The sequence below is a fragment of the Delftia tsuruhatensis genome, from assembly GCF_903815225.1.
Classification (GTDB): Bacteria; Pseudomonadota; Gammaproteobacteria; order Burkholderiales; family Burkholderiaceae_C; genus Comamonas; species Comamonas tsuruhatensis_A.
Window position 1 is genome coordinate 85,502 of sequence record NZ_LR813084.1, and the last position, 19,863, is coordinate 105,364.

A 19,863-nucleotide genomic window follows, 5' to 3' on the forward strand; every position below is an offset into this window, starting at 1 on the left:
GCACATTGGCCATGCACGCAGGTTATGGCCCTGGGCGGTTGGAAGGGGCGTCTCGCGCGTCCATAACCGGCGGGCATGGACCGGCCCGATATTGTCATCACGCAAACCTGCGCACCGTTTCTACACTGGCCGCACTTCCACCAAAAGCAGGAGACAAGCATGCGATTCCACACCCCGGCCCTGTGCGCCGCCATCGCCTTCGCCAGCCTGGGCGCCGCCCATGCCGACACGCTGACCAAGGTGCGCGAAAGCGGCCGCATCACGCTGGCCTACCGAGAGTCCTCCGTGCCCTTCAGCTACCTGGACAACGGCAAGCCCATCGGCATGACCGTGGAGATCTCGCAGGCCGTGGCCGAGGCCGTGAAGAAGGCCGTGAACCGGCCCGACCTCAAGGTGCAGTGGCAGGCCGTGACCTCGCAGAACCGCATGCCGCTGCTGGCCAACGGCACCATCGACCTGGAATGCGGCTCGACCACCAACAACACGGTGCGCGGCAAGGAAGTGGCCTTTGCCATCAACCATTTCTACACGGGCACGCGGCTGCTGGTGAAGAAGAGTTCGGGCATCAGGAATTACGCCGACCTCAAGGACAGGACCGTGGCCATCACCACGGGAACCACCAACCTGCAGGTGCTGCGCAAGGCCAATGCCGACAAGGCCTGGGGCATGAACATCGTCATGGCCAAGGACCATGCGGACGGCTTCCTGCTGGTGGAGAACGACCGCGCCGCGGCCTTCGGCATGGACGACATCCTGCTCTTCGGCCTGATCCCCACGGCCAAGAACCCCGGCGACTTCGAGGTGGTGGCCGACTCGCTGCAGGTAGAGCCCTATGCCTGCATGCTGCGCAAGGACGACCCGCAGTTCAAGCAACTGGTCGATGGCGTGATCGGCGACATGATGAAGTCGGGCGCGTTCGCCAGGCTCTATGACAAGTGGTTCATGCAGCCCATTGCGCCGAGGAACGTGGCCCTGGGCCTGCCGATGAGCGAGCAGTTGCAGAAAAACCTGCAGGACCTCAGCGACAAGCCCGCTTTTTGATTTCGGACGGCAGCATGCAGCAGCAGCTTCAGCCCCCGCGCGCGGTGGGCATTCTCGGGGGCATGGGCCCGGCCGCAGGCGCGGATTTCGTGCGCCTGTTCGTGCAGGCCTGCACGGACCATCTGCAGCGCCAGGGGCGGCCCGTGCTCGACCAGGCCTATCCCGAGCACTGGCTGGTGCAGCTGCCCATGCCCGACCGCACGCAGGCCCTGCGCCAGGATCCTCAAGCCCCCACGGGCCCGGCCCAGCATCTGCTGCAGGGCGTGGGCCGCATGGCGGCGCTGGGCGTGCGCAGCGTGGCCCTGGCCTGCAACACGGCCCATGCCTGGCATGGGCAGCTGCAGGCGCAGTTCCCGCAGCTGCACGTGCTGCACATCGCACGCCAGGCCGCGCAGCACCTGCAGGCCGGCGGCGCGCGCCAGGCCGTCGTGCTGGCCACGCAGGGCACCTATGAAAGCGGGCTCTACGACGAGGCGCTGGGCGCCTGCGGCATCACGCCGCTGCTGCCCGATGCGGGCGGGCGCGCACGGCTCATGCAGGGCATCTACGAGGGCGTCAAGCAGGGCGACATGGACCGGGCCGCGCAGTGCTTCGGCGCGGTGCTGGCGCCGCTGCTGCAGCGCCACGGCGACGTGCCCGTGGTCATGGGCTGCACCGAGATCCCGCTGGCGCTGCCCCAGGCGCCCGAGGCGCGTGGCGCCACGCTGGTGGACCCGGCCTGGATCCTGGCCCAGGCCCTTGTGGGCGATGCTTACGGGGTTCAGTAAGTCTCCAGGTGCAGCCGGCCTTCGCGCTTGAGACGCGCGCCGACCTGCTCCCAGTCCAGCCCGGCTTGCTGCGCCACGTCGCGCAGTGCCAGCACCACGCCTTCCTCCATGCTCTTGAGCCCGCAGACGTAGAAGTGGGCGTTGTCGTCGCGCAGCAGGGCGGCGAGGTCGGCCGCGCGCTCGCGCAGCAGATCCTGCACGTAGCGCCGGGGCTGGCCGGCCACGCGCGAGAAGGCCAGGTTGTGGTCGATGAAGTCCCGGGGCAGGCTTTGCAGCGGGCCGAAGTAGGGCAGTTCCTGGGGCGTGCGCGCGCCGAAGAACAGCATGAGCCGGCCGCCCTCGAACTTGCCGCTCCTGCGCAGTCGCCTGCGCCATTCGGTCATGGCGCGCATGGGGGCGCTGCCCGTGCCCGTGCAGATCATCACGATGTGGGACTGCGGGTGGTTGGGCATCAGGAAGGAGTGGCCGAAGGGGCCGATGACCTGCACCCTGTCGCCGATTTTCGCGTCGCACAGGTAATTGCTGGCCACGCCGCGCACGGGCTGGCCCTGGTGGTCCTGGGTCACGCGCTTGACGGTCAGCGCGAGGTTGTTGTAGCCGGGCCGCTCGCCATTGCGCGCGCTGGCCACCGAGTACTGGCGCGCCACGTGCGGGCGGCCCTGGGCATCGGTGCCGGGCGGGATGATGGCGATGGACTGGCCTTCGAGCACGGGAAACGGCTGGCTGCCGAAGTCCAGCACGATGTGGTGGGTCTCGCTGTCGAAGCCGGCCTCCGTGCAGTTGAGGTTGCCGACCACGGTGGCCGTGAGGGGGGTCCTGGGCCCATGCAGGTTGGTATAGGGATGGGCCGCCGACCAGGGGGGCACGGTGGCGCTCCAGCTGGCGCTGCGGAAGGTCTCGCCATCCGCGCCGCGCGTGGCCGCCGCGATCACGGCCTGGGCCTGGCGCAGGTCCTCGGGCGGGGGCGCCTGCGCAGCGTCCGCGCCTTCGGCCAGGGCCTCGGGCGGCAGCTCGGCGGGCAGCTCGTCCCACAGCAGCTGCTCGGCGATGGGGTAGGCGCGCGCCAGCGGCACCTTGCGCCAGTTGTCGATGGCGCCCGTGGGGCAGGGCGAGACGCAGTCCATGCAGCCGTTGCACTGCTCGGCCCGGACCACGTAGTTGCGGTCGTCGTGGGTGATGGCGCCCACGGGGCAGGTGGCCTCGCAGGTGTTGCAGCGGATGCAGATCTCGGGATCGATCAGGTGCTGGCTCAGGATGCCTTGCTCTACGAGGGCGACGGTCATGGGGGCTCCCTGCGGCTTGCCGCGGTCAGTTGAAGCGCACGTATTCGAAGTCCACGGGCTGGCGGTTGATGCCCATCACGGGCGGCGCGATCCAGCCCGCGAACCGGCCGGGCTCCACGCAGCGGCCCATCAGCGAGGCGACGAAGGCGCGGTCCTCGGCCGTGGGCAGCCATTCGCCTTCGCGCAGGCTCCATTCCTGGGGGCTGACGACGCGGCCGTCGGGGCTCATGCGCACGCCGGCCAGGGCGCCGATCTGGCGGTTGAAGGCCTTGTGCGGCACGGTGAGGCGAAAGTCGATGCCGGCCTTTTCCATGACCTTGTTCCAGCGGCCCACGCCTGCGTTGGAGTCCTTGATGTAGTCGTCGCGCAGCACCTCGTTGAGCGCGTTGAGCATGGGCACCTCCTTTTCCTGCAATTTGCCGTCCACGACTTCCAGCACCTTGTAGTGCTGGTCGTGCAGGCGGTGGTCGTCGGCGCGCTTGCCTTCCTCGTAGCGGCCCTTCAGGCCGCTGCTGTAGAAGGTGGCGGCGTTGCTGGACTGGTCGGCGCCGAACAGGTCGATGGTCACGCTGTAGTGGAAGTTCAGGTAGCGCTGGATGGTGGGCAGATCGATCACGCCGGCCGCGCGCAGGCGGCCCACGTCGTCGGTGCGCAGCTCGTTCATCACCTGGCAGGTGCGCTGCAGCACGCGCGAGACGCCGGACTCGCCCACGAACATGTGGTGGGCTTCCTCGGTCAGCATGAACTTGGTGGTGCGCGCCAGCGGGTCGAAGGCGCTTTCGGACAGGGCGGCGAGCTGGAACTTGCCGTCGCGGTCGGTGAAGTAGGTGAACATGAAGAAGGACAGCCAGTCGGGTGTCTTCTCGTTGAAGGCGCCCAGGATGCGCGGGTTGTTCTCGTCGCCCGACTGGCGCTCCAGCAGGGCCTCGGCCTCCTCGCGGCCGTCGCGGCCGAAGTGCTTGTGCAGCAGGTAGACCATGGCCCACAGGTGGCGGCCTTCCTCCACGTTGACCTGGAACAGGTTGCGCAGGTCGTACATGGACGGCGCGGTCAGGCCCAGGTGGCGCTGCTGCTCGACCGAGGCCGGCTCGGTGTCGCCCTGGGTGACGATGATGCGGCGCAGGTTGGCGCGGTGCTCGCCGGGCACGTCCTGCCAGGCCTTCTCGCCCAGGTGGTCGCCGAAGTGGACCGTGCGCTCGGCCTCGGCCGGGTTCAGGAAGATGCCCCAGCGGTAGTCGCGCATCTTCACGTGGCCGAACTGGGCCCAGCCCTGGGGGTCCACGCTGATGGCGGTGCGCAGGTAGACGTCGTAGTCGGTCGAGCCCTCGGGGCCCACGTCGCCCCACCAGTTCAGGAAGTTGGGCTGCCAGCTCTCCAGCGCGCGCTGCAGGGTGCGGTCCTCGCCGAGGTTGACGTTGTTGGGGATCTTCTCGCTGTAGTTGATGGCGCTCATGGTCTGTCTCCTCTGGGTCCGTGGGGTGGGGTCACACGCGGTTGAAGTCGAAGCCGGCCTTCTGGCCCGTGCCGTAGAGCTTCAGGGCGCCCTTGTCGCCCACGGCGTTGGGGCGGTTGAAGATCCAGTTCTGCCAGGCCGACAGGCGCCCGAAGATGCGCGTGGCCATGTTCTCGCGGCTGGCGAAGCGCAGGTTGGCCTCCAGGCCCGTGAGCGCGTCGGGCGACATGGCGGCGCGCTCTTCCAGGGCGATGCGGATCTCGTCGTCCCAGTCGATGTCGTCGGGCGCGGCCGTGACCAGGCCCAGGGCCAGGGCCTGGTCGCCGTCCAGCGCGTGGCCCGTGGCGGCGCGCGCGGCTTCCAGCGGTGCTGCCTCCTCGTAGAAGCGCCGCTGCAGGCGCGACTGGTCGTTGACCAGGGGCAGCAGGCCGAAGTTGAAGGCGTCCAGCTGGATGCGCGGCGCGTGTTCGGCATCGTCGGGCAGCACCAGCATGTAGGCGCGGTCGGCCGCGAAGGCCAGCTCGGCCAGCATGCCCGCGAAGCAGGAGCCGGGCTCGATCAGCGCGAACAGCGTGCGCGAGGACACATCCAGCCGCGCAAAGCTGCGGCGCAGCAGGCCCAGGGTCTCGCGCGCCAGCCAGTGGTCCTGGTGGGCCAGCAGCGCCTCGCCCGCGGCCAGCACGGCGGCGGCCTCGCCCTCGGTCTTGAGCAGCCAGGTGCCCACGTCCAGCTCGTTGGTGCGCAGGTGCAGGATGGCATCGTCCAGCTCGCGGCCCATGGCCAGCGGCCACCAGGCGTCGCCGGCCTGCACGATGGCCTCGATGGTGGCCGGCTGCACACCCTGCGGCGCCTTCACGGTCAGCGTGGCCGTGCGCCGTGCGCGGTCGATCTCCACCCGCACATGGCGGTAGTGCAGGGCATCGGGCGTGGCCTCGCGTTCCAGGCGCGTGAGCCTGATGCCCTGTGCGCTGGCCGGGCGCGCGCTGCCTTCGGCCAGGCGCTGCGCGCGCTCGGCCACCACGGCGTCGAACTGCGCTGGCTTGGCCACGGCATCCACCAGGCGCCAGTTCACGGCGCGCTGGCCGCGCACGCCTTCCACACTGGTGCAGAAGATGTCGGCCAGGTCATGGCGCACATGGCGCTTGTCGGTCACGCGGGTCAGGCCGCCCGTGCCGGGCAGCACGCCCAGCAGCGGCACCTCGGGCAGGGACACGGCCGAGGAGCGGTCGTCGATCAGCACGATGTCGTCGCAGGCCAGGGCCAGCTCGTAGCCGCCGCCCGCGCAGGCGCCGTTGACGGCGGCCAGGAACTTCAGGCCCGAGTGGCGCGAGCTGTCCTCGATGCCGTTGCGCGTCTCGTTCGTGAACTTGCAGAAGTTCACCTTCCAGGCGTGGCTGGAGACCCCCAGCATGAAGATGTTGGCGCCCGAGCAGAAGATGCGGTCCTTGCCGCTGGTGACGATGACGCTGCGCACCTGCGGGTGCTCGAAGCGGATGCGGTTGAGCGCGTCGTGCAGCTCGATGTCCACCCCCAGGTCGTAGCTGTTGAGCTTGAGCTTGTAGCCGGGCCGGATGCCGCCGTCCTCGGCGATGTCCAGCCGCAGGCGGGCGATGGCGCCTTCGACGGTGAACGACCAGTGGCGGTACTGGCCGGGCTCGGTGCGGTAATCGACAGGGGGGCTGGACGGGTGCATGGGCTGCCTCTTGGATGAAAGATAGTGCAGCAATCGATGCGCTGCAGGCACAATTATGCAGCCATCATCCAAAAACGCACGCTGCAACAAGCAAGATAGTGCGTGTTATGAGAAAATTCAGGGTAAATACCAGGAGATCAGGTGAAAAAAATCCAGGCCGCTGGCCTGGATGCAGAGGGGCAGGGAGCCGTCAGCGCGCCGGGAGGAACAAGGCCCTCAACTGCGCAAAGCTCTGCTCCAGCGTCTGCCCGCTGGTGTCCACCACATGGTCGGCCTTGGCATAGAAGCCGGCCCGGCCTTCGAGGATGCTGCGCAGGTCGTCCATGGCCTCGGGGTTGGCGGCCATGGGGCGGGTGTCGCCCTGGGCGATGACGCGGCCCATGTGCTCCTCGGGCCGGGCCTTGAGCCAGACCGTGGTGCAGTGCGCCAGCAGCTCGTTGAAGGTGGCCGGGTCCGAGACGATGCCGCCCGGCGTGGCGATGACCACGTCGCTGTAGATCTGCACGGCCTCCTCCAGCGCGCGGCGCTCGTAACGGCGGTAGGCATTGGCGCCGTACAGGTCGTGGATGGCGCGCACGCTGCAGCCCGCGACGCGCTCGATTTCCTGGTTGAGTTCGAGAAAGGGCACGTTCAGCTGCTCGGCCAGCATGCGCCCCAGCGTGGACTTGCCCGCGCCGCGCAGTCCGATCAGCGCGATGCGCGTCTGGCGCTGGCGGTCGCTGGGGGCCGTGCCCAGCAGTTCGCCGGCGGCCAGGCGCACGCGGCGCAGGTCGTCCTCGCCACGGCCTTCCAGCAGCTCGCGGATCAGCAGCCATTCGGCGCTGGTGGTGGTCACGTCGCCCAGCAGCTCGGCCATGGAGCATTGCAGGGCCTGTGCAATATGGTGCAGCACCAGCACCGAGACATTGCCCGTGCCGTACTCGAGGTTGGCCAGGTGGCGCTCGGACACCTCGGCCGTCGCCGCCAGCCCGCGCCGTGTCAGGCCCCGGCGGGCGCGCAGGCTGCGCACGCGCTCGCCCAGCGATTGCAGCACCGGGTTCCTGGGGGCTTCTGAGAGGGAATCCGCCGCCCCGGCGGACAGGGCTGCCGTCTCGAACTGGTCCATAGAGTTTCCTTGAAGAGGGCTGAATGATAAGCACTCGGGGTTAACACCATCCATGCAATATAGTGCTTGACGATGGATTGTGTTCTAACTATCTTTGCCGTGCACGCACAATATTGCATGTTGTGCGGAGGACTACAAGCCGGGTCTCTTGCCCGGTGTCAAAGGAGACGCACGATGGAACACGGTCCAGGCACTTCCCTCTGGCGGGCCCGCCGATGATCGACTTCGCCCAGCCCTTCAACTTCGCCGCGCACCTGTTCGCGCTCAACCGCGCGCGGCCCGACAAGATCGCCTACATCGACGACCATGGCACGCTCAGCTATGGCCAGCTGGAGCAGCAGGCGCGGCGCCTGGCCAGCGGCCTGCGGGCGGCGGGCATCCACCGCGAGGAGCGCGTGCTGCTGCTCATGCACGACCGCCACGAATGGGCCGTGGCCTTCCTGGGCGCGCTGTATGCAGGCGTGGTGCCCGTGGCCGTGAACACCTTGCTCACGGCCGACGACTATGCCTACATGCTGGGCCACAGCCGCGCCCAGGCCGTGCTGACCTGCGATGCGCTGCTGCCCCTGCTGCGCCAGGCCCTGGAGCGTGCGCCGCACGAGGTGGGCCATGTCTGGGTGGCCGGCGACGAGGCGGCGGCGCGCGACGCGGGCTTCGAGCCCCTGGGCCCCTGGCTCGCGGCCCAGGCGCCGCTGGCCGCGCCGGCCGCCACGCTGGGCGATGACCCGGGCTTCTGGCTGTACTCCTCGGGCTCCACCGGCAAGCCCAAGGGGGCGGTGCACACGCATGCCAATCCCTACTGGACGGCCCAGCTCTATGGGACACCCGTGCTGGGCCTGGGCGAGGACGACATCTGCTTTTCGGCCGCCAAGCTCTACTTCGCCTACGGCCTGGGCAACGGCCTGAGCTTTCCGCTGAGCGTGGGCGCCACCGTGGTGCTGATGGCCGAGCGCCCCACGCCCGAGGCCACCTTCGCGCGCTGGGTGCAGCACCGGCCCACGGTGTTCTTCGGCGCGCCCACGGGCTTTGCCGGCATGCTGGCCTCGCCCCTGCTGCCGGCGCGCGAGCAGGTCAGCCTGCGCATGTGTTCCTCGGCCGGCGAGGCCCTGCCGGCCGAGATCGCCCAGCGCTTCAAGGCGCATTTCGGTGCCGACATCGTGGACGGCATCGGCTCCACCGAGATGCTGCACATCTTCCTGTCCAACCGGCCCGGCGACATCCGCTACGGCAGCACCGGCAAGCCCGTGGACGGCTACCGCGTGGAGCTGCGCGGCGAGGACGGCCAGCCCGTGGCCGATGGCGAGGTCGGCGACCTGTTCATCCAGGGCCCCAGCGCCGCCCTCATGTACTGGGGCAACCGCGACAAGACGCGCGAGACCTTCCAGGGCGGCTGGCTCAAGAGCGGCGACAAGTACGTGCGCGACGCCGACGGCTACTACACCTATGCCGGGCGCAGCGACGACATGCTCAAGGTCAGCGGCATCTATGTCTCGCCCTTCGAGGTCGAGGCCACGCTGATGCAGCACCCGGCCGTGCTGGAGGCCGCCGTGATCGGCAAGACCGATGCCGACGGCCTGACCAAGACCAAATCCTTCGTGGTGCTCAAGGATGGCCACAGCGCCACCGAGGCCGAGCTCAAGGCCTTCGTCAAGGAACGCCTGGCCGCCTACAAGTACCCGCGCTTCATCGAGTTCGTGGACGAACTGCCCAAGACCGCGACCGGAAAGATCCAGCGTTTCCGCCTTCGTGAACGCGAGGCCAATGTGGGCTGAACGGCCCCTTCAGGCCCCGAAAAAAGCAAGACCCATCCACCACAAGGAGACAAGCATGCACACCGGTTTCACCCCCTGGGCCGCCCTTGCCCTGGCCGCCTCGATGAGCAGCGGCGCCTTCGCGCAGGACAGGATCAAGGTCGGTTTCATGCTGCCCTACAGCGGCACCTATACCGCGCTGGGCGTGGCCATCGAGAACGGATTCCGGCAGTTCGTGAATGAGCAGGGCGGCAAGCTGGGCGGGCGCGAGATCGAGTTCTTCAAGGTCGATGACGAGTCCGACCCGGCCAAGGCCACGGACAACGTCAACCGCCTGATCAAGCGCGACAAGGTGGACGTGATCGTGGGCACGGTGCATTCGGGCGTGGCCATGGCCATGGCGCGCGCGGCCAAGGAAAGCGGCACCGTGCTCATCGTGCCCAATGCGGGCGCCGATGCGGTCACGGGCGCCATGTGTGCGCCCAACATCTTCCGCTCGTCCTTCTCCAACTGGCAGTCGTCCTATCCCATGGGCGTGGTGGCTGCAAAGCAGGAAGGCAAGAAGACCGCCATGACCATCACCTGGAAATACGCGGCTGGCGAGGAGATGACCAATGCCTTCAAGGAAGGCTTCGAGAAGGAGGGCGGCAAGGTCAGCAAGCAGCTCACCGTGCCGTTTCCCAACGTGGAATTCCAGGCCCTGCTGACCGAGATCGCGGCCGCCAGGCCGGATGCGGTGTTTGCCTTCTTCGCGGGCGCCGGGGCCGTGAAGTTCGTCAAGGACTACCATGCGGCCGGCCTGCACAAGACCATCCCGCTGTACGGCCCGGGCTTTCTGACCGACGGCACGCTGGAGGCCCAGGGCGAGGCCGCCCAGGGCCTGCTGACCACGCTGCACTACGCCGACGAACTGGGCACCGAGCGCGACAGGCGCTTTCGCACGGCCTACGCCCAAGCCTACAAGATGATGCCGGACGTCTACGCCGTGCAGGGCTACGACGCCGCCCAGATGCTGGGCGTGGGCCTGAAGGCGGCGGGCGGCGACATGGCGAAGAAGGCCGAGTTCCGCCAGGCCATCGAAAAGGCCACCATCCCCAGCCCGCGCGGCGACTTCACCATCAGCAAGACGCACAACCCCGTGCAGGACGTGTACCTGCGCAAGGTCGTGGGCCAGGAGAACCAGCGCGTGGGCGTGGCCCTCAAGGCCCTGGGCGACCCCGGCCGCGGCTGCCGCATGTGACGCAGGCACACGGACATCGCCATGGACCTCGCGACCTTTCTCGTGCAGTGCCTGAACGCCATCCAGTATGGGCTGCTGCTGTTCCTGCTGGCCTCGGGGCTGACGCTGATCTTCGGCATCATGGGCGTGATCAACCTGGCCCATGGCAGCTTCTACATGATCGGCGCCTACATGGCCTTCGCGCTGGCGCCGCTGCTGGGCCAGCACTTCATCACCATGCTGCTGGCGGGCGTGGCGCTGAGCGTGGTGCTGGGCTATGCGCTGGAGTGGGCCTTCTTCAGCTACCTCTACGAGCGCGAGCACCTGCAGCAGGTGCTGATGACCTTCGGCCTGATCCTGGTGTTCGAGGAGCTGCGCTCCATGCTGGTGGGCAACGACGTGCATGGCGTGTCCCTGCCCGCATGGCTGTCGGGCAGCTTCGAGCTGGGCGCCCTGATGAGCTATCCCTGGTACCGGCTGTTCGCCTCGGGCGTGTGCCTGCTGGTGGCGCTGGCGCTGTACTGGGTGGTCCACCGCACGCGCCTGGGCATGATGGTGCGCGCCGGCGCCAGCAACCGCGACATGGTGCGCGGCCTGGGCATAGCTGTGAAGCGCCTGTACCGCATCGTCTTCGCCATCGGCGTGGCGCTGGCGGCACTGGCCGGCATGATCGCCGCGCCCATGAGCTCGGTCTACCCGGGCATGGGCTCCAGCGTGCTCATCATCTGCTTCGTGGTGGTGGTCATCGGCGGCATCGGCTCGATCACGGGGGCGCTGCTGGCCTCGCTGCTGGTGGGCTTTGTGGACACCTTCGGCAAGCTGTTCTTCCAGGAGTTGAGCGGCATGAGCGTGTATCTGCTGATGGCGCTGGTGCTGGTGTGGCGGCCCCAGGGGCTGATGGGGCAAAGGAGCTGAGCATGGCGGTCACCAACCCTTCCCCGGCCCTGCTGGCCGCCGGTGAGCGCAGCGGGCAGCCGCCGCCATCGGCCTGCGCCTGGCGCGCCTGTGCCCTGCCGCTGGCCTGCGCGCTGCTGCTGGCGCTGGCCGGCCCCTGGTGGTCGGACTATCTGTCGGGCCTGGTGGTCAAGACCATGATCCTGGCCCTCTTCGCGCTGAGCCTGCAGCTGCTGGTGGGCGGCACGGGCCTGGTCAGCCTGGGCCATGCGGCCTTCATGGGCCTGGGCGCCTACGCGGCCGTGCTGGCGGCGGGCAGGGAGGCCGGGCTACCCGCCATGCTGGGCTGGGCCCTGCTGGCTTCGGGCGGCTATGCGCTGCTGGTGGGCCTGCTGAGCCTGCGCACGCGCGGCATCTACTTCATCATGGTGACGCTGGCCTTCGCGCAGCTGGCCTACTTCGTGTTCCACGACTCGGACATCGGCGGCGGCAGCGACGGCCTGTACCTGATGGCGCGGCCCGCCTGGGGCCCCCTCGACATGGAAAACCCGCAGGTGCGCTACTACGTGGTGCTGGCCGCGCTGGCCCTGGCCTATGCCTTCCTGGCGCGGCTGCAGCAGTCGCGCTTCGGCGCGGCGCTGGCGGGCATCCGCGTCAACGAGCAGCGCATGCGCGCGGCCGGCTTCACTCCCTACGGCTACAAGCTCGCGGCCTTCGTGCTGGCCGGCATGCTGGCGGGCCTGGCAGGCTTTCTGCTGGCCGTGCGCGATGCCGTGGTCAACCCCGAGCTGCTGTCCTGGCACCACTCGGGCGAGGTGCTGCTGATGGTCATCCTCGGCGGCCTGGGTTCGCTGCGCGGCGCCGTGATCGGCACCGTGGCCTTCGTCGCGCTCAAGGAGGTCGTGTCCACGCATGCCATCGTCGGCCCCCTGGCCGACCACTGGCAACTGAGCCTGGGCCTGGCCATCATCGTGCTGGTGGCCCTGCTGCCCAAGGGCCTGATGGGACTGGGGCAGCGCAAGGGCAAGGGCAATGAAACAGGCAAGGAGGTCAGCCATGGCTGAATCCCTGATGCGCGTGCGCGGCCTCACGCGGCGCTTTGGTGGCCTGACTGCCGTGGGCGGCGTGGACATGGACCTGCACGAAGGCGAAGTCCATGCCGTGATCGGCACCAATGGTGCGGGCAAGTCCACCCTGGTCAACATGCTCTCGGGTGAGCTGGCCGCCAGCGAAGGGCGCATCGAGCTGGCGGGCCGCGACGTGACGCGCATGCCCCAGCCGCTGCGCGCCCGCGCCGGCGTGGGCCGCAGCTACCAGCGCACCACCATCTTTCCCGAGTTCTCGGCGCTGGAGAACTGCCGCCTCGCGGCCCAGGCGCAGATGGCGCACCGGCCCTGGCAACTGTGGCCGCTGTGGCAGGCGTCCGCACGCTGCACCGCCAGCCTGCGCCAGGCCCAGGCGGCCCTGGAGCGCGCGGGCCTGCAAGGCCATGCGCTGAGCGTGGCCGGCACGCTCAGCCACGGCGCCAAGCGACAGCTCGAAGTGGCCATGTGCCTGGCCACGGGGCCGCGCGTGCTGCTGCTGGACGAGCCGCTGGCCGGCATGGGCGCCGAGGAGACCGAGCGCATGCTGGCCCTGCTGCAGCAGCTCAAGCACGGCCATGCGGTGCTGCTGGTCGAGCACGACATGGACGCCGTGTTCCGCATCGCCGACCGCATCACGGTGATGGTCAACGGCTGCGTGGTGGCCACGGGCACGCCCGCGCAGATCCGCGTCGATCCCGTGGTGCGCACGGCCTACCTGGGAGAAGACCATGAGTGATGCTAAGCACCCCCTGAGCGGCTGCGCCGCTTCCCCCTCTCTCGCTTCGCGGGAGGGGGACGGCACCCTCGCTGCGGGGCGGCCCTTGCTGGGTGCCTCCCGCCTGTGTCGCGCCGGTTCCATGCAGAACGGGAATAGCGCGATGACGTGTCCCCCTGAAACCCAAGCAGCGGAGCCCATGTTTTCTCTGGAGGGCCTGCACACCTGCTACGGCGACAGCCACATCCTGCAGGGCGTGGACCTGGAACTGCGCGCAGGCCAGGCCGTGGGCCTGCTGGGACGCAACGGCATGGGCAAAACCACGCTGATCCGCACGCTCATGGGCTATGTGCCGGCGCGCGCGGGCCGGCTGCGCGCCGATGGCTGCGACTGCACGGGCGCGCCGCCCGAACGCATGGCGCGGCTGGGCATCGGCTATGTGCCCGAGGGGCGCGGCATCTTCCCCAACCTCAGCGTGCGCGAGAACCTGGTCATGAGCGCGCGAGCCGGCCCCGGCGGCGAGCGCCACTGGACGCTGGAGCGCGTGCTGGCCACCTTCCCGCGCCTGGCCGAGCGTCTGGGCAACGGCGGCGACCAGCTGTCGGGTGGCGAGCAGCAGATGCTGTCCATCGGCCGCGCGCTGATGACGCACCCGCGCCTGCTGATCCTCGACGAAGCCACCGAGGGCCTGGCGCCCCTGGTGGTGGCCGAGATCTGGCGCGTGATCGCCGCCATCCGCGCCACCGGCATCTCCACCCTGATCGTGGACCGCGACTACCGCAAGGTGCTGGCCCACACCGACCGCGCCGTGGTCATGGAAAAGGGCCGGCTGGCGCTGCAGGCCGATTCGCGGGACCTGCTGGCGCAGCCGGAGCGCCTGTCGGCGTTGCTGGGCGTGTGATCAGGGCTGCGCCGCCACTGGCGGCTGCGCCGCGAGCTTGACGTTCTGGGCGTGGGTCGGCGGCAGCAGCGCCATGGTCAGGCTGCAGGTGCAGGTCAGGCGGCCGGTTTCGTCGTGCAGTTCGATGGCCCAGACATGGGTGGTCTGGCCCAGGTGCACGGGGCGGGCCGTGCCCGTGACCCAGCCCTGGCGCGCGGCGCGCACATGGTTGGCCGAGACGTTCAGGCCCACGCTGCGCCAGCCTTCGGGGATGGAGCAGGCCGCGGCCACCGAGCCCAGGGTTTCGGCCAGCACCACGTTCACGCCGCCGTGCAGGATGCCGTAGGGCTGGCAGGTGCGCTGGTCCACGTGCACGCGGCCGCGCAGGAAGTCGTCACCGATTTCGGTGAACTCGATGCCCAGGTGCGAGACGGCCGTGTCGGCGCTCAGCGAGGTGATGTCTTCGAGGGTGAAGCTGCGCTTCCAGATCGGCATGGGTAGGTCCTGTGGGTGCAACGAAAAAGACGGCCCGTGGGCCGTCCTTGCATGCTACGCCAGTCCGCAGCGCGCGTTTGTTGCGCCGGAGACTGTGCCGCTGTCAGGCGCGCATGTCGCCTGTGTCCACGAAGCGCTGGTGCCAGCTCAGCGCCTCGCTCAGGATGTGCGGCGTGTGCAGCGCGCCCTGGCGCTGGGCGCGGTCGAAGTAGTCCTGCAGCTGGGGACGGAAGTCGGGATGGGCGCAGCGGTCGATGATGACCTGGGCGCGCTTGCGCGGCGACAGGCCGCGCAGGTCGGCCAGGCCCTGCTCGGTGACGATGATCTGCGTGTCGTGCTCGGTATGGTCCACGTGCGAGCACATGGGCACGATGCAGCTGATCTTGCCGCCCTTGGCCACCGAGGGCGTGACGAAGAAGGACAGGTAGCCGTTGCGCGCGAAGTCGCCCGAGCCGCCGATGCCGTTCATCATCCCCGTGCCCATGACGTGGGTGGAGTTGATGTTGCCGTAGATGTCGGCCTCGATCATGGAGTTCATGGCGATCACGCCCAGCCGGCGCACCAGCTCGGGGTGGTTGCTGATCTCCTGGGGGCGCAGGATGATGCGGTCGCGGTAGAAGTCGATGTTCTCCTCGAAGTCCCTGTAGGCGCTGCCGGACAGCGAGATCGAAGTGGCCGAGGCCTTGGCCATCTTGCCTGCGCGCAGCAGGTCCAGCATCCCGTCCTGCAGCACCTCGGTGAAGCCCAGCAGGTTCTCGAAGGGGCCCGTCAGCAGGCCGGCCAGCACGGCATTGGCCACATTGCCCACGCCCGACTGGATGGGCAGCATCTCCTTGGGCAGGCGGCCCATCTTCATCTCGTGCGCGAGGAAGTCGATGATGGAGGCGGCGATCAGGTTGGAGTTGGCGTCCGGCTGGGCGAAGACGTTGTCGCGGTCGCCCTTGTGGGTTTCGACCACGGCGACCACCTTGGCCGGGTCCACGCGCAGATAGGGCTCGCCGATGCGGTCATCGGCATGGGTCAGGGCGATGGGCACGCGGCGCGGCGGAATGGCCGTGCCGTAGTAGATGTCGTGCATGCCTTCCATCTGGATGGGCGGCTTGGTGTTGACCTCCAGGATCACCTTGTCGGCGATCTCCAGCCAGGTCTTGTTGTTGCCCACGGCGGTGGAGGGAATCAGGCGGCCGTCCTCGGTCACGCCCAGCACCTCGACCACGGCCACGCTCATGGGGCCCAGGAAGCCGAACCACGCATGCTGGGCCACGTGGGACAGGTGCATGTCGATGAAGTCGATCTCGCCGGCATTGATCCGGGCGCGGCAGGTCGGGTCGGTGTTGAAGGGCAGGCGCTGGCCCAGGGCGCCGGCCTCGGCCAAGGCGCCGTCCATCTCGGCGGCCGTGGAGGCGCCGGTCCAGACATTGATCTTGTAGGGCCGGCCGGCCGCGTGTTCGCTCTTGGCGTGCCGGGCGATGGCCTGGGGCAGGGCCTTGGGGTAGCCCGCGCCCGTGAACCCGCTCATGCCGACGTTGACGCCGTGGGGGATCAGGGCGGCGGCCTGCTCGGCCGTCATGGTGCGCGAAAGGAATTCTGGGAAACGTACGCGGTCTGCGAGGGACATCTATGGCTCCGGCTGACGGCTCGCGCCAGCCGGCAGGGGCCGGAGCGCTGGCATGCAAGCCTAAAAAAAGCCGCCCCGTGCAAGAAAGCAAGGGCGGCATATCTCCGGAAACCGATGGTAGCAGCGCTGGAAGCGGACCTCGGGTTTCCCCGTAAAGGCCCTGCCGCGCAGTCAATGGCTCAAGGTGTGTTTGCTTGCGCTCACATTCAATGAATGAGTTGCTGGTCATCCCTTGCGTGGTCGAGCAGCGCGTAGAGGATGATGGCACCGAAAGTCGCGGTCCCGATGCCGCCCAGCGCGAAATCGCCGAACTTGAGCGTGAAGTCGCCCGTGCCCAGGATCAGCGTGATGGCTGCCACGATCAGGTTCTTGTTCTGCGAGAAGTCCACGCGGTTGTCCACCCAGATCTTGGCGCCGGCCACGGCGATCAGGCCGAAGACCACGATGGACACGCCGCCCATCACGGGCAGCGGGATCGCCTGGATCAGCGCGCCGAACTTGGGCGAGAAGCCCAGCAGCACGGCCAGCACGGCGGCCACGAAGAACACGGCCGTCGAGTAGATGCGCGTGGCGGCCATCACGCCGATGTTCTCGGCGTAGGTGGTCACGCCCGTGCCGCCGGCCGCGCCGCTGACCATGGTGGCCACGCCGTCGCCGATGAAGGCCCGGCCCATGTACTGGTCCAGGTTCTTGCCGGTCATGGCGGTCACGGCCTTGATGTGGCCCAGGTTCTCGGCCACCAGGATGATGACCACGGGCACGATGAGCACCATGGCCGGGCCGCTGAACACGGGCGCGTGGAACTGGGGCAGGCCGAACCAGGCGGCGCCCGCCACGCCCGACAGGTCCACGGGCTTGCCCATGCCCAGCACATTGGTGAACAGGCCGTACAGCAGGCTGGCCGCGATCAGGCCCACCAGGATCAGCAGGCGCTGCACCATGCCGCGCGTGAACACGGCCACCAGGCCCACGCAGACGAAGGTCAGGGCCTGCATCCAGGATTCGAAGTTGTTGGCCGCCATGTTCTTGACGGGAATGGCCGCCAGGTTCAGCCCGATCACCGCCACCACGGCGCCCGTGACCACGGGCGGCATGAAGCGCTCGATCCAGCGCGTGCCCACCATCTGCACGATGAATCCGATCAGCGCATAGACCGCGCCGCAGGCGATGATGCCGCCCAGCGCCACGCCGATGTTGCCGTTGGCACCCTTGCCGCCATAGGCCGTGGCCGCGATGACCACGCCGATGAAGGCGAAGGACGAGCCCAGGTAGCTGGGCACCTTGCCGCCCGTGATCAGGAAGAAGATGAGCGTGCCGATGCCGCTCATGAGCACGGCCACGTTGGGGTCGAACCCCATGAGGATGGGCGCCAGCACGGTGGAGCCGAACATGGCGATCACGTGCTGTATGCCCATCAGCCCGGTCTGGGGCCAGGGCAGGCGCTCATCGGGGCCGATCACGCCTCCCCGTTGCAGCTGGTCGGCGGATTTCTCCGTCCATTGGAAAAGGCCCATGTGGCATCGCTCCTTGTAAAAAATTGGCGCGATATTAGAGGCATTTGTTTTCCGGCAGGCAGGGCAGACTGGAATTTTTTTCCCAGTGTTTGTGCGGAGATACGCGATCCGGCCCGCAGACTTTGTCGCCCAGGTGCCAGCCTAGTGGCTTTCCCGTCTGGGCTCGCGGGCAGCGCGCGCGTACCGTGGCCGGTCATGAGCCACACCCCTGCCTTCATCCCCCAGATCCGCCTGTACCAGGACTGGCTGCGCGAGCGCCACGGCCTGCAGTTCGACAGCTACGACGCGCTGTGGCGCTGGTCGGTGACCGACCTGGACGCCTTCTGGCAAAGCATCTGGGACTACAACGCGCTGCAGTCGCCCACGCCGCACACGGCCGTGCTGGAGCGCAACACCATGCCCGGCGCCCAGTGGTTTCCGGGCGCCCAAATCAACTACACGCGCCAGGCGCTGCGCCATGTGGATGCCGCCCATGCGGCCGGCATGCCCGCCGTGGTCAGCCGCAACGAGGCAGGCCGCCACCGCGAACTGTCCTGGCCGGACCTGCGCCGCCAGGTCGCCGCCCTGGCCCTGCACCTGAAGGCCCAGGGCGTGGGCCGCGGCGACCGCGTGGCCGCCTACCTGCCCAACATCCCCGAGGCCATGGTCGCCCTGCTGGCCACGGCCAGCCTGGGCGCCGTCTGGAGCATCTGCGCGCCCGACATGGGCACCAACGCGGTGCTGGACCGCTTTCGCCAGATCGCGCCCAAGGCGCTGATCGCCGTCGATGGCGTGCACTACGCAGGGCGCGATATCGACCGCATGGCCGTGCTGGCGGAGCTGCGCGAGGGCCTGCCCAGCGTGGAGCATGTGGTCCTGGTGCCCAACCTGGACCTGGAGGCCAGCCTGGCCGATGCCGCCGACTACGGCCAGGTCACGGCCCGCGACGACGCGGCCACGGCGGCCTTCGAGCCCGAATGGCTGCCCTTCGACCACCCGCTGTGGATCGTCTACTCCAGCGGCACCACCGGCCTGCCCAAGCCCATCGTCCACGGCCATGGCGGCATGGTGCTGGTGGCCCTGCAGCTCAAGGCCCTGCACAACGACGTGGGCTGCAGCTACCACCCCAACAGCTGGGGCGAGCGTTACCACTGGTACAGCTCCACGGGCTGGGTGATGTGGAACGCCCAGGTCTCGGGCCTGCTGGGCGGCACCACCTGCGTGATCTTCGACGGCAGCCCCGGCGGCAGCAAGGAAAGGCCCGACTGGGGCGTGCTGTGGCGCTTCGCGGCCGAGACCGGCGTGACCAGCTTCGGCTCGGGCGCGGCCTTCTACGCCAACTGCATGAAGGCCGGCGTGGACCTCGCGCAGTGCGGGGACCTGTCGCGCATCCGCAGCCTGGGCACCACGGGCTCGCCACTGTCGCCCGAGGTGCAAAGCTGGGGCACGGCGCAGTTCGCAGGCATGGGGCGTCCCGGCATCTGGTGGAACAACATCTCGGGCGGCACCGACTTCGCGGGCGCCTTCATCGGCGGCCATCGCGAGCTGCCGCAGGAGCCGGGCATCATGCAGTGCCGCCAGCTGGGCGCGGCCGTCGAGGCCTGGGACGCGCAGGGCCAGCCCGTCATCGACGAGGTAGGCGAGCTGGTCTGCACCCAGCCCATCCCCTCCATGCCCCTGTACCTGTGGGGTGACACGGACGGCGGGCGCTACCTGTCCAGCTACTTCGACATGTATCCGCCCGGCCATGGCCGCCAGCCCGGTGGCGGCCATGGCCCGGTGTCCATGGGCCCGGTCTGGCGCCATGGCGACTGGATCCGCATCCTGCCCGGGGGCGGCTGCATCATCTACGGCCGCAGCGACGCCACCATCAACCGCCACGGCCTGCGCATGGGTACCAGCGAGATCTACAGCGCCGTCGAATCCCTGCCCGAAGTGCTGGACTCCCTGGTCGTGGACCTCGAATTCCTGGGCCGCGAAAGCTACATGCCGCTGTTCGTGGTGCTGCGCCCCGGCGTGGCGCTGGACGAGGCGCTGCGCGCGCGCCTGCAGGCCGCCATCCGCCAGGCGCTGTCGCCGCGCTTCGTGCCCGACGAGATCGTGCAGGTGGCCGAGATCCCGCGCACGCTCAGCGGCAAGAAGCAGGAGCTGCCCATCAAGAAGCTGCTGCTGGGCCAGCCGCTGGACAAGGTGGTCAACAAGGAGGCCATGGCCAACCCCGGCTGCCTGGATTGGTACGTGGACTTCGCCGCGCGCCATGCGCAGCGGCAGGCCGCCGTCTCCGGGGCTGCCTGATATTCAACCGATATCAGTGGCTCGGTTTTTAATATTGGACTGCGACAAACCGGCTGCCTAGAGTGGGTTCCAACCA

General features: G+C 68.7%; 16 protein-coding genes. 9 read left to right on the forward strand and 7 right to left on the reverse strand.

From position 1 onward, the window contains the following. Positions 1-159: 159 nt before the first annotated feature. Both L1Z78_RS00385 and L1Z78_RS00390 read left to right on the forward strand, forming a co-directional pair. Positions 160-1,041, forward strand: a complete 882-nt coding sequence (locus L1Z78_RS00385) for an amino acid ABC transporter substrate-binding protein (protein WP_234639615.1) — start codon at positions 160-162, stop codon at positions 1,039-1,041. A gap of 14 nt (positions 1,042-1,055) precedes the next feature. Beyond that, positions 1,056-1,808, forward strand: coding sequence for an aspartate/glutamate racemase family protein (locus L1Z78_RS00390; RefSeq protein WP_234639616.1), 753 nt, complete (start codon positions 1,056-1,058; stop codon positions 1,806-1,808). On the opposite strand, the gene boxA is transcribed toward L1Z78_RS00390, so the two are convergent. The 4 genes from boxA to L1Z78_RS00410 all read right to left on the reverse strand — a co-directional run bounded on the left by boxA (position 1,802) and on the right by L1Z78_RS00410 (position 7,342). Next, positions 1,802-3,091, reverse strand: coding sequence for a benzoyl-CoA 2,3-epoxidase subunit BoxA (boxA, locus tag L1Z78_RS00395; protein WP_234639617.1), 1,290 nt, complete (start codon positions 3,089-3,091; stop codon positions 1,802-1,804). The two genes, L1Z78_RS00390 and boxA, sit on opposite strands and share 7 nt — an antisense overlap. Positions 3,092-3,116: 25 nt before the next feature. Further along, positions 3,117-4,544: a benzoyl-CoA 2,3-epoxidase subunit BoxB gene (boxB, locus tag L1Z78_RS00400; RefSeq protein ID WP_234639618.1), complete on the reverse strand. Its 1,428-nt coding sequence runs from the start codon at positions 4,542-4,544 to the stop codon at positions 3,117-3,119. A gap of 31 nt (positions 4,545-4,575) precedes the next feature. After that, positions 4,576-6,237, reverse strand: coding sequence for a 2,3-epoxybenzoyl-CoA dihydrolase (gene boxC / locus L1Z78_RS00405; RefSeq protein WP_234639619.1), 1,662 nt, complete (start codon positions 6,235-6,237; stop codon positions 4,576-4,578). 190 nt (positions 6,238-6,427) lie between these two features. Continuing rightward, positions 6,428-7,342, reverse strand: coding sequence for a helix-turn-helix transcriptional regulator (locus tag L1Z78_RS00410; protein WP_234639620.1), 915 nt, complete (start codon positions 7,340-7,342; stop codon positions 6,428-6,430). Positions 7,343-7,557: 215 nt separating this feature from the next. Between L1Z78_RS00410 and L1Z78_RS00415 the strand changes: the two genes are divergently transcribed. From L1Z78_RS00415 to L1Z78_RS00440, 6 genes are all read left to right on the forward strand, one after another. Continuing rightward, positions 7,558-9,114 carry a benzoate-CoA ligase family protein gene (locus L1Z78_RS00415; RefSeq protein WP_234639621.1) on the forward strand — a complete coding sequence of 519 codons (1,557 nt, stop codon included), beginning with the start codon at positions 7,558-7,560 and terminating at the stop codon, positions 9,112-9,114. 55 nt (positions 9,115-9,169) lie between these two features. After that, the gene (locus L1Z78_RS00420) at positions 9,170-10,333 is read left to right on the forward strand and encodes an ABC transporter substrate-binding protein (RefSeq protein WP_234639622.1); all 1,164 of its coding nucleotides are present in this window, start codon (positions 9,170-9,172) and stop codon (positions 10,331-10,333) included. Between the two features lie 21 nt (positions 10,334-10,354). Next, positions 10,355-11,227, forward strand: coding sequence for a branched-chain amino acid ABC transporter permease (locus tag L1Z78_RS00425; protein WP_234639623.1), 873 nt, complete (start codon positions 10,355-10,357; stop codon positions 11,225-11,227). A gap of 2 nt (positions 11,228-11,229) precedes the next feature. Then, positions 11,230-12,270, forward strand: coding sequence for a branched-chain amino acid ABC transporter permease (locus L1Z78_RS00430; RefSeq protein WP_234639624.1), 1,041 nt, complete (start codon positions 11,230-11,232; stop codon positions 12,268-12,270). Further along, positions 12,263-13,027: an ABC transporter ATP-binding protein gene (locus L1Z78_RS00435; RefSeq protein WP_234639625.1), complete on the forward strand. Its 765-nt coding sequence runs from the start codon at positions 12,263-12,265 to the stop codon at positions 13,025-13,027. The genes L1Z78_RS00430 and L1Z78_RS00435 overlap by 8 nt, the downstream gene beginning before the upstream one ends. A gap of 178 nt (positions 13,028-13,205) precedes the next feature. After that, on the forward strand, positions 13,206-13,907 hold the full coding sequence (locus L1Z78_RS00440) for an ABC transporter ATP-binding protein (RefSeq protein ID WP_234639626.1): 702 nt from the start codon (positions 13,206-13,208) through the stop codon (positions 13,905-13,907). On the opposite strand, the gene L1Z78_RS00445 is transcribed toward L1Z78_RS00440, so the two are convergent. The 3 genes from L1Z78_RS00445 to L1Z78_RS00455 form a co-directional block, all read right to left on the reverse strand. Beyond that, complete coding sequence (locus tag L1Z78_RS00445; RefSeq protein ID WP_012202024.1) at positions 13,908-14,381, reverse strand: hotdog fold thioesterase; 474 nt, start codon at positions 14,379-14,381, stop codon at positions 13,908-13,910. A gap of 103 nt (positions 14,382-14,484) precedes the next feature. Continuing rightward, positions 14,485-15,999, reverse strand: a complete 1,515-nt coding sequence (locus tag L1Z78_RS00450) for an acetyl-CoA hydrolase/transferase family protein (RefSeq protein ID WP_234639627.1) — start codon at positions 15,997-15,999, stop codon at positions 14,485-14,487. 206 nt (positions 16,000-16,205) lie between these two features. Continuing rightward, complete coding sequence (locus L1Z78_RS00455; protein ID WP_234639628.1) at positions 16,206-17,513, reverse strand: solute carrier family 23 protein; 1,308 nt, start codon at positions 17,511-17,513, stop codon at positions 16,206-16,208. A 195-nt stretch (positions 17,514-17,708) separates the two neighbouring features. On the opposite strand from L1Z78_RS00455, the gene L1Z78_RS00460 reads away from it, so the two are divergent. Beyond that, a complete protein-coding gene (locus tag L1Z78_RS00460) occupies positions 17,709-19,787 on the forward strand; it encodes an acetoacetate--CoA ligase (protein WP_234639629.1) in 2,079 nt (692 codons plus the stop codon). The last annotated feature ends 76 nt before the right edge of the window (positions 19,788-19,863 follow it).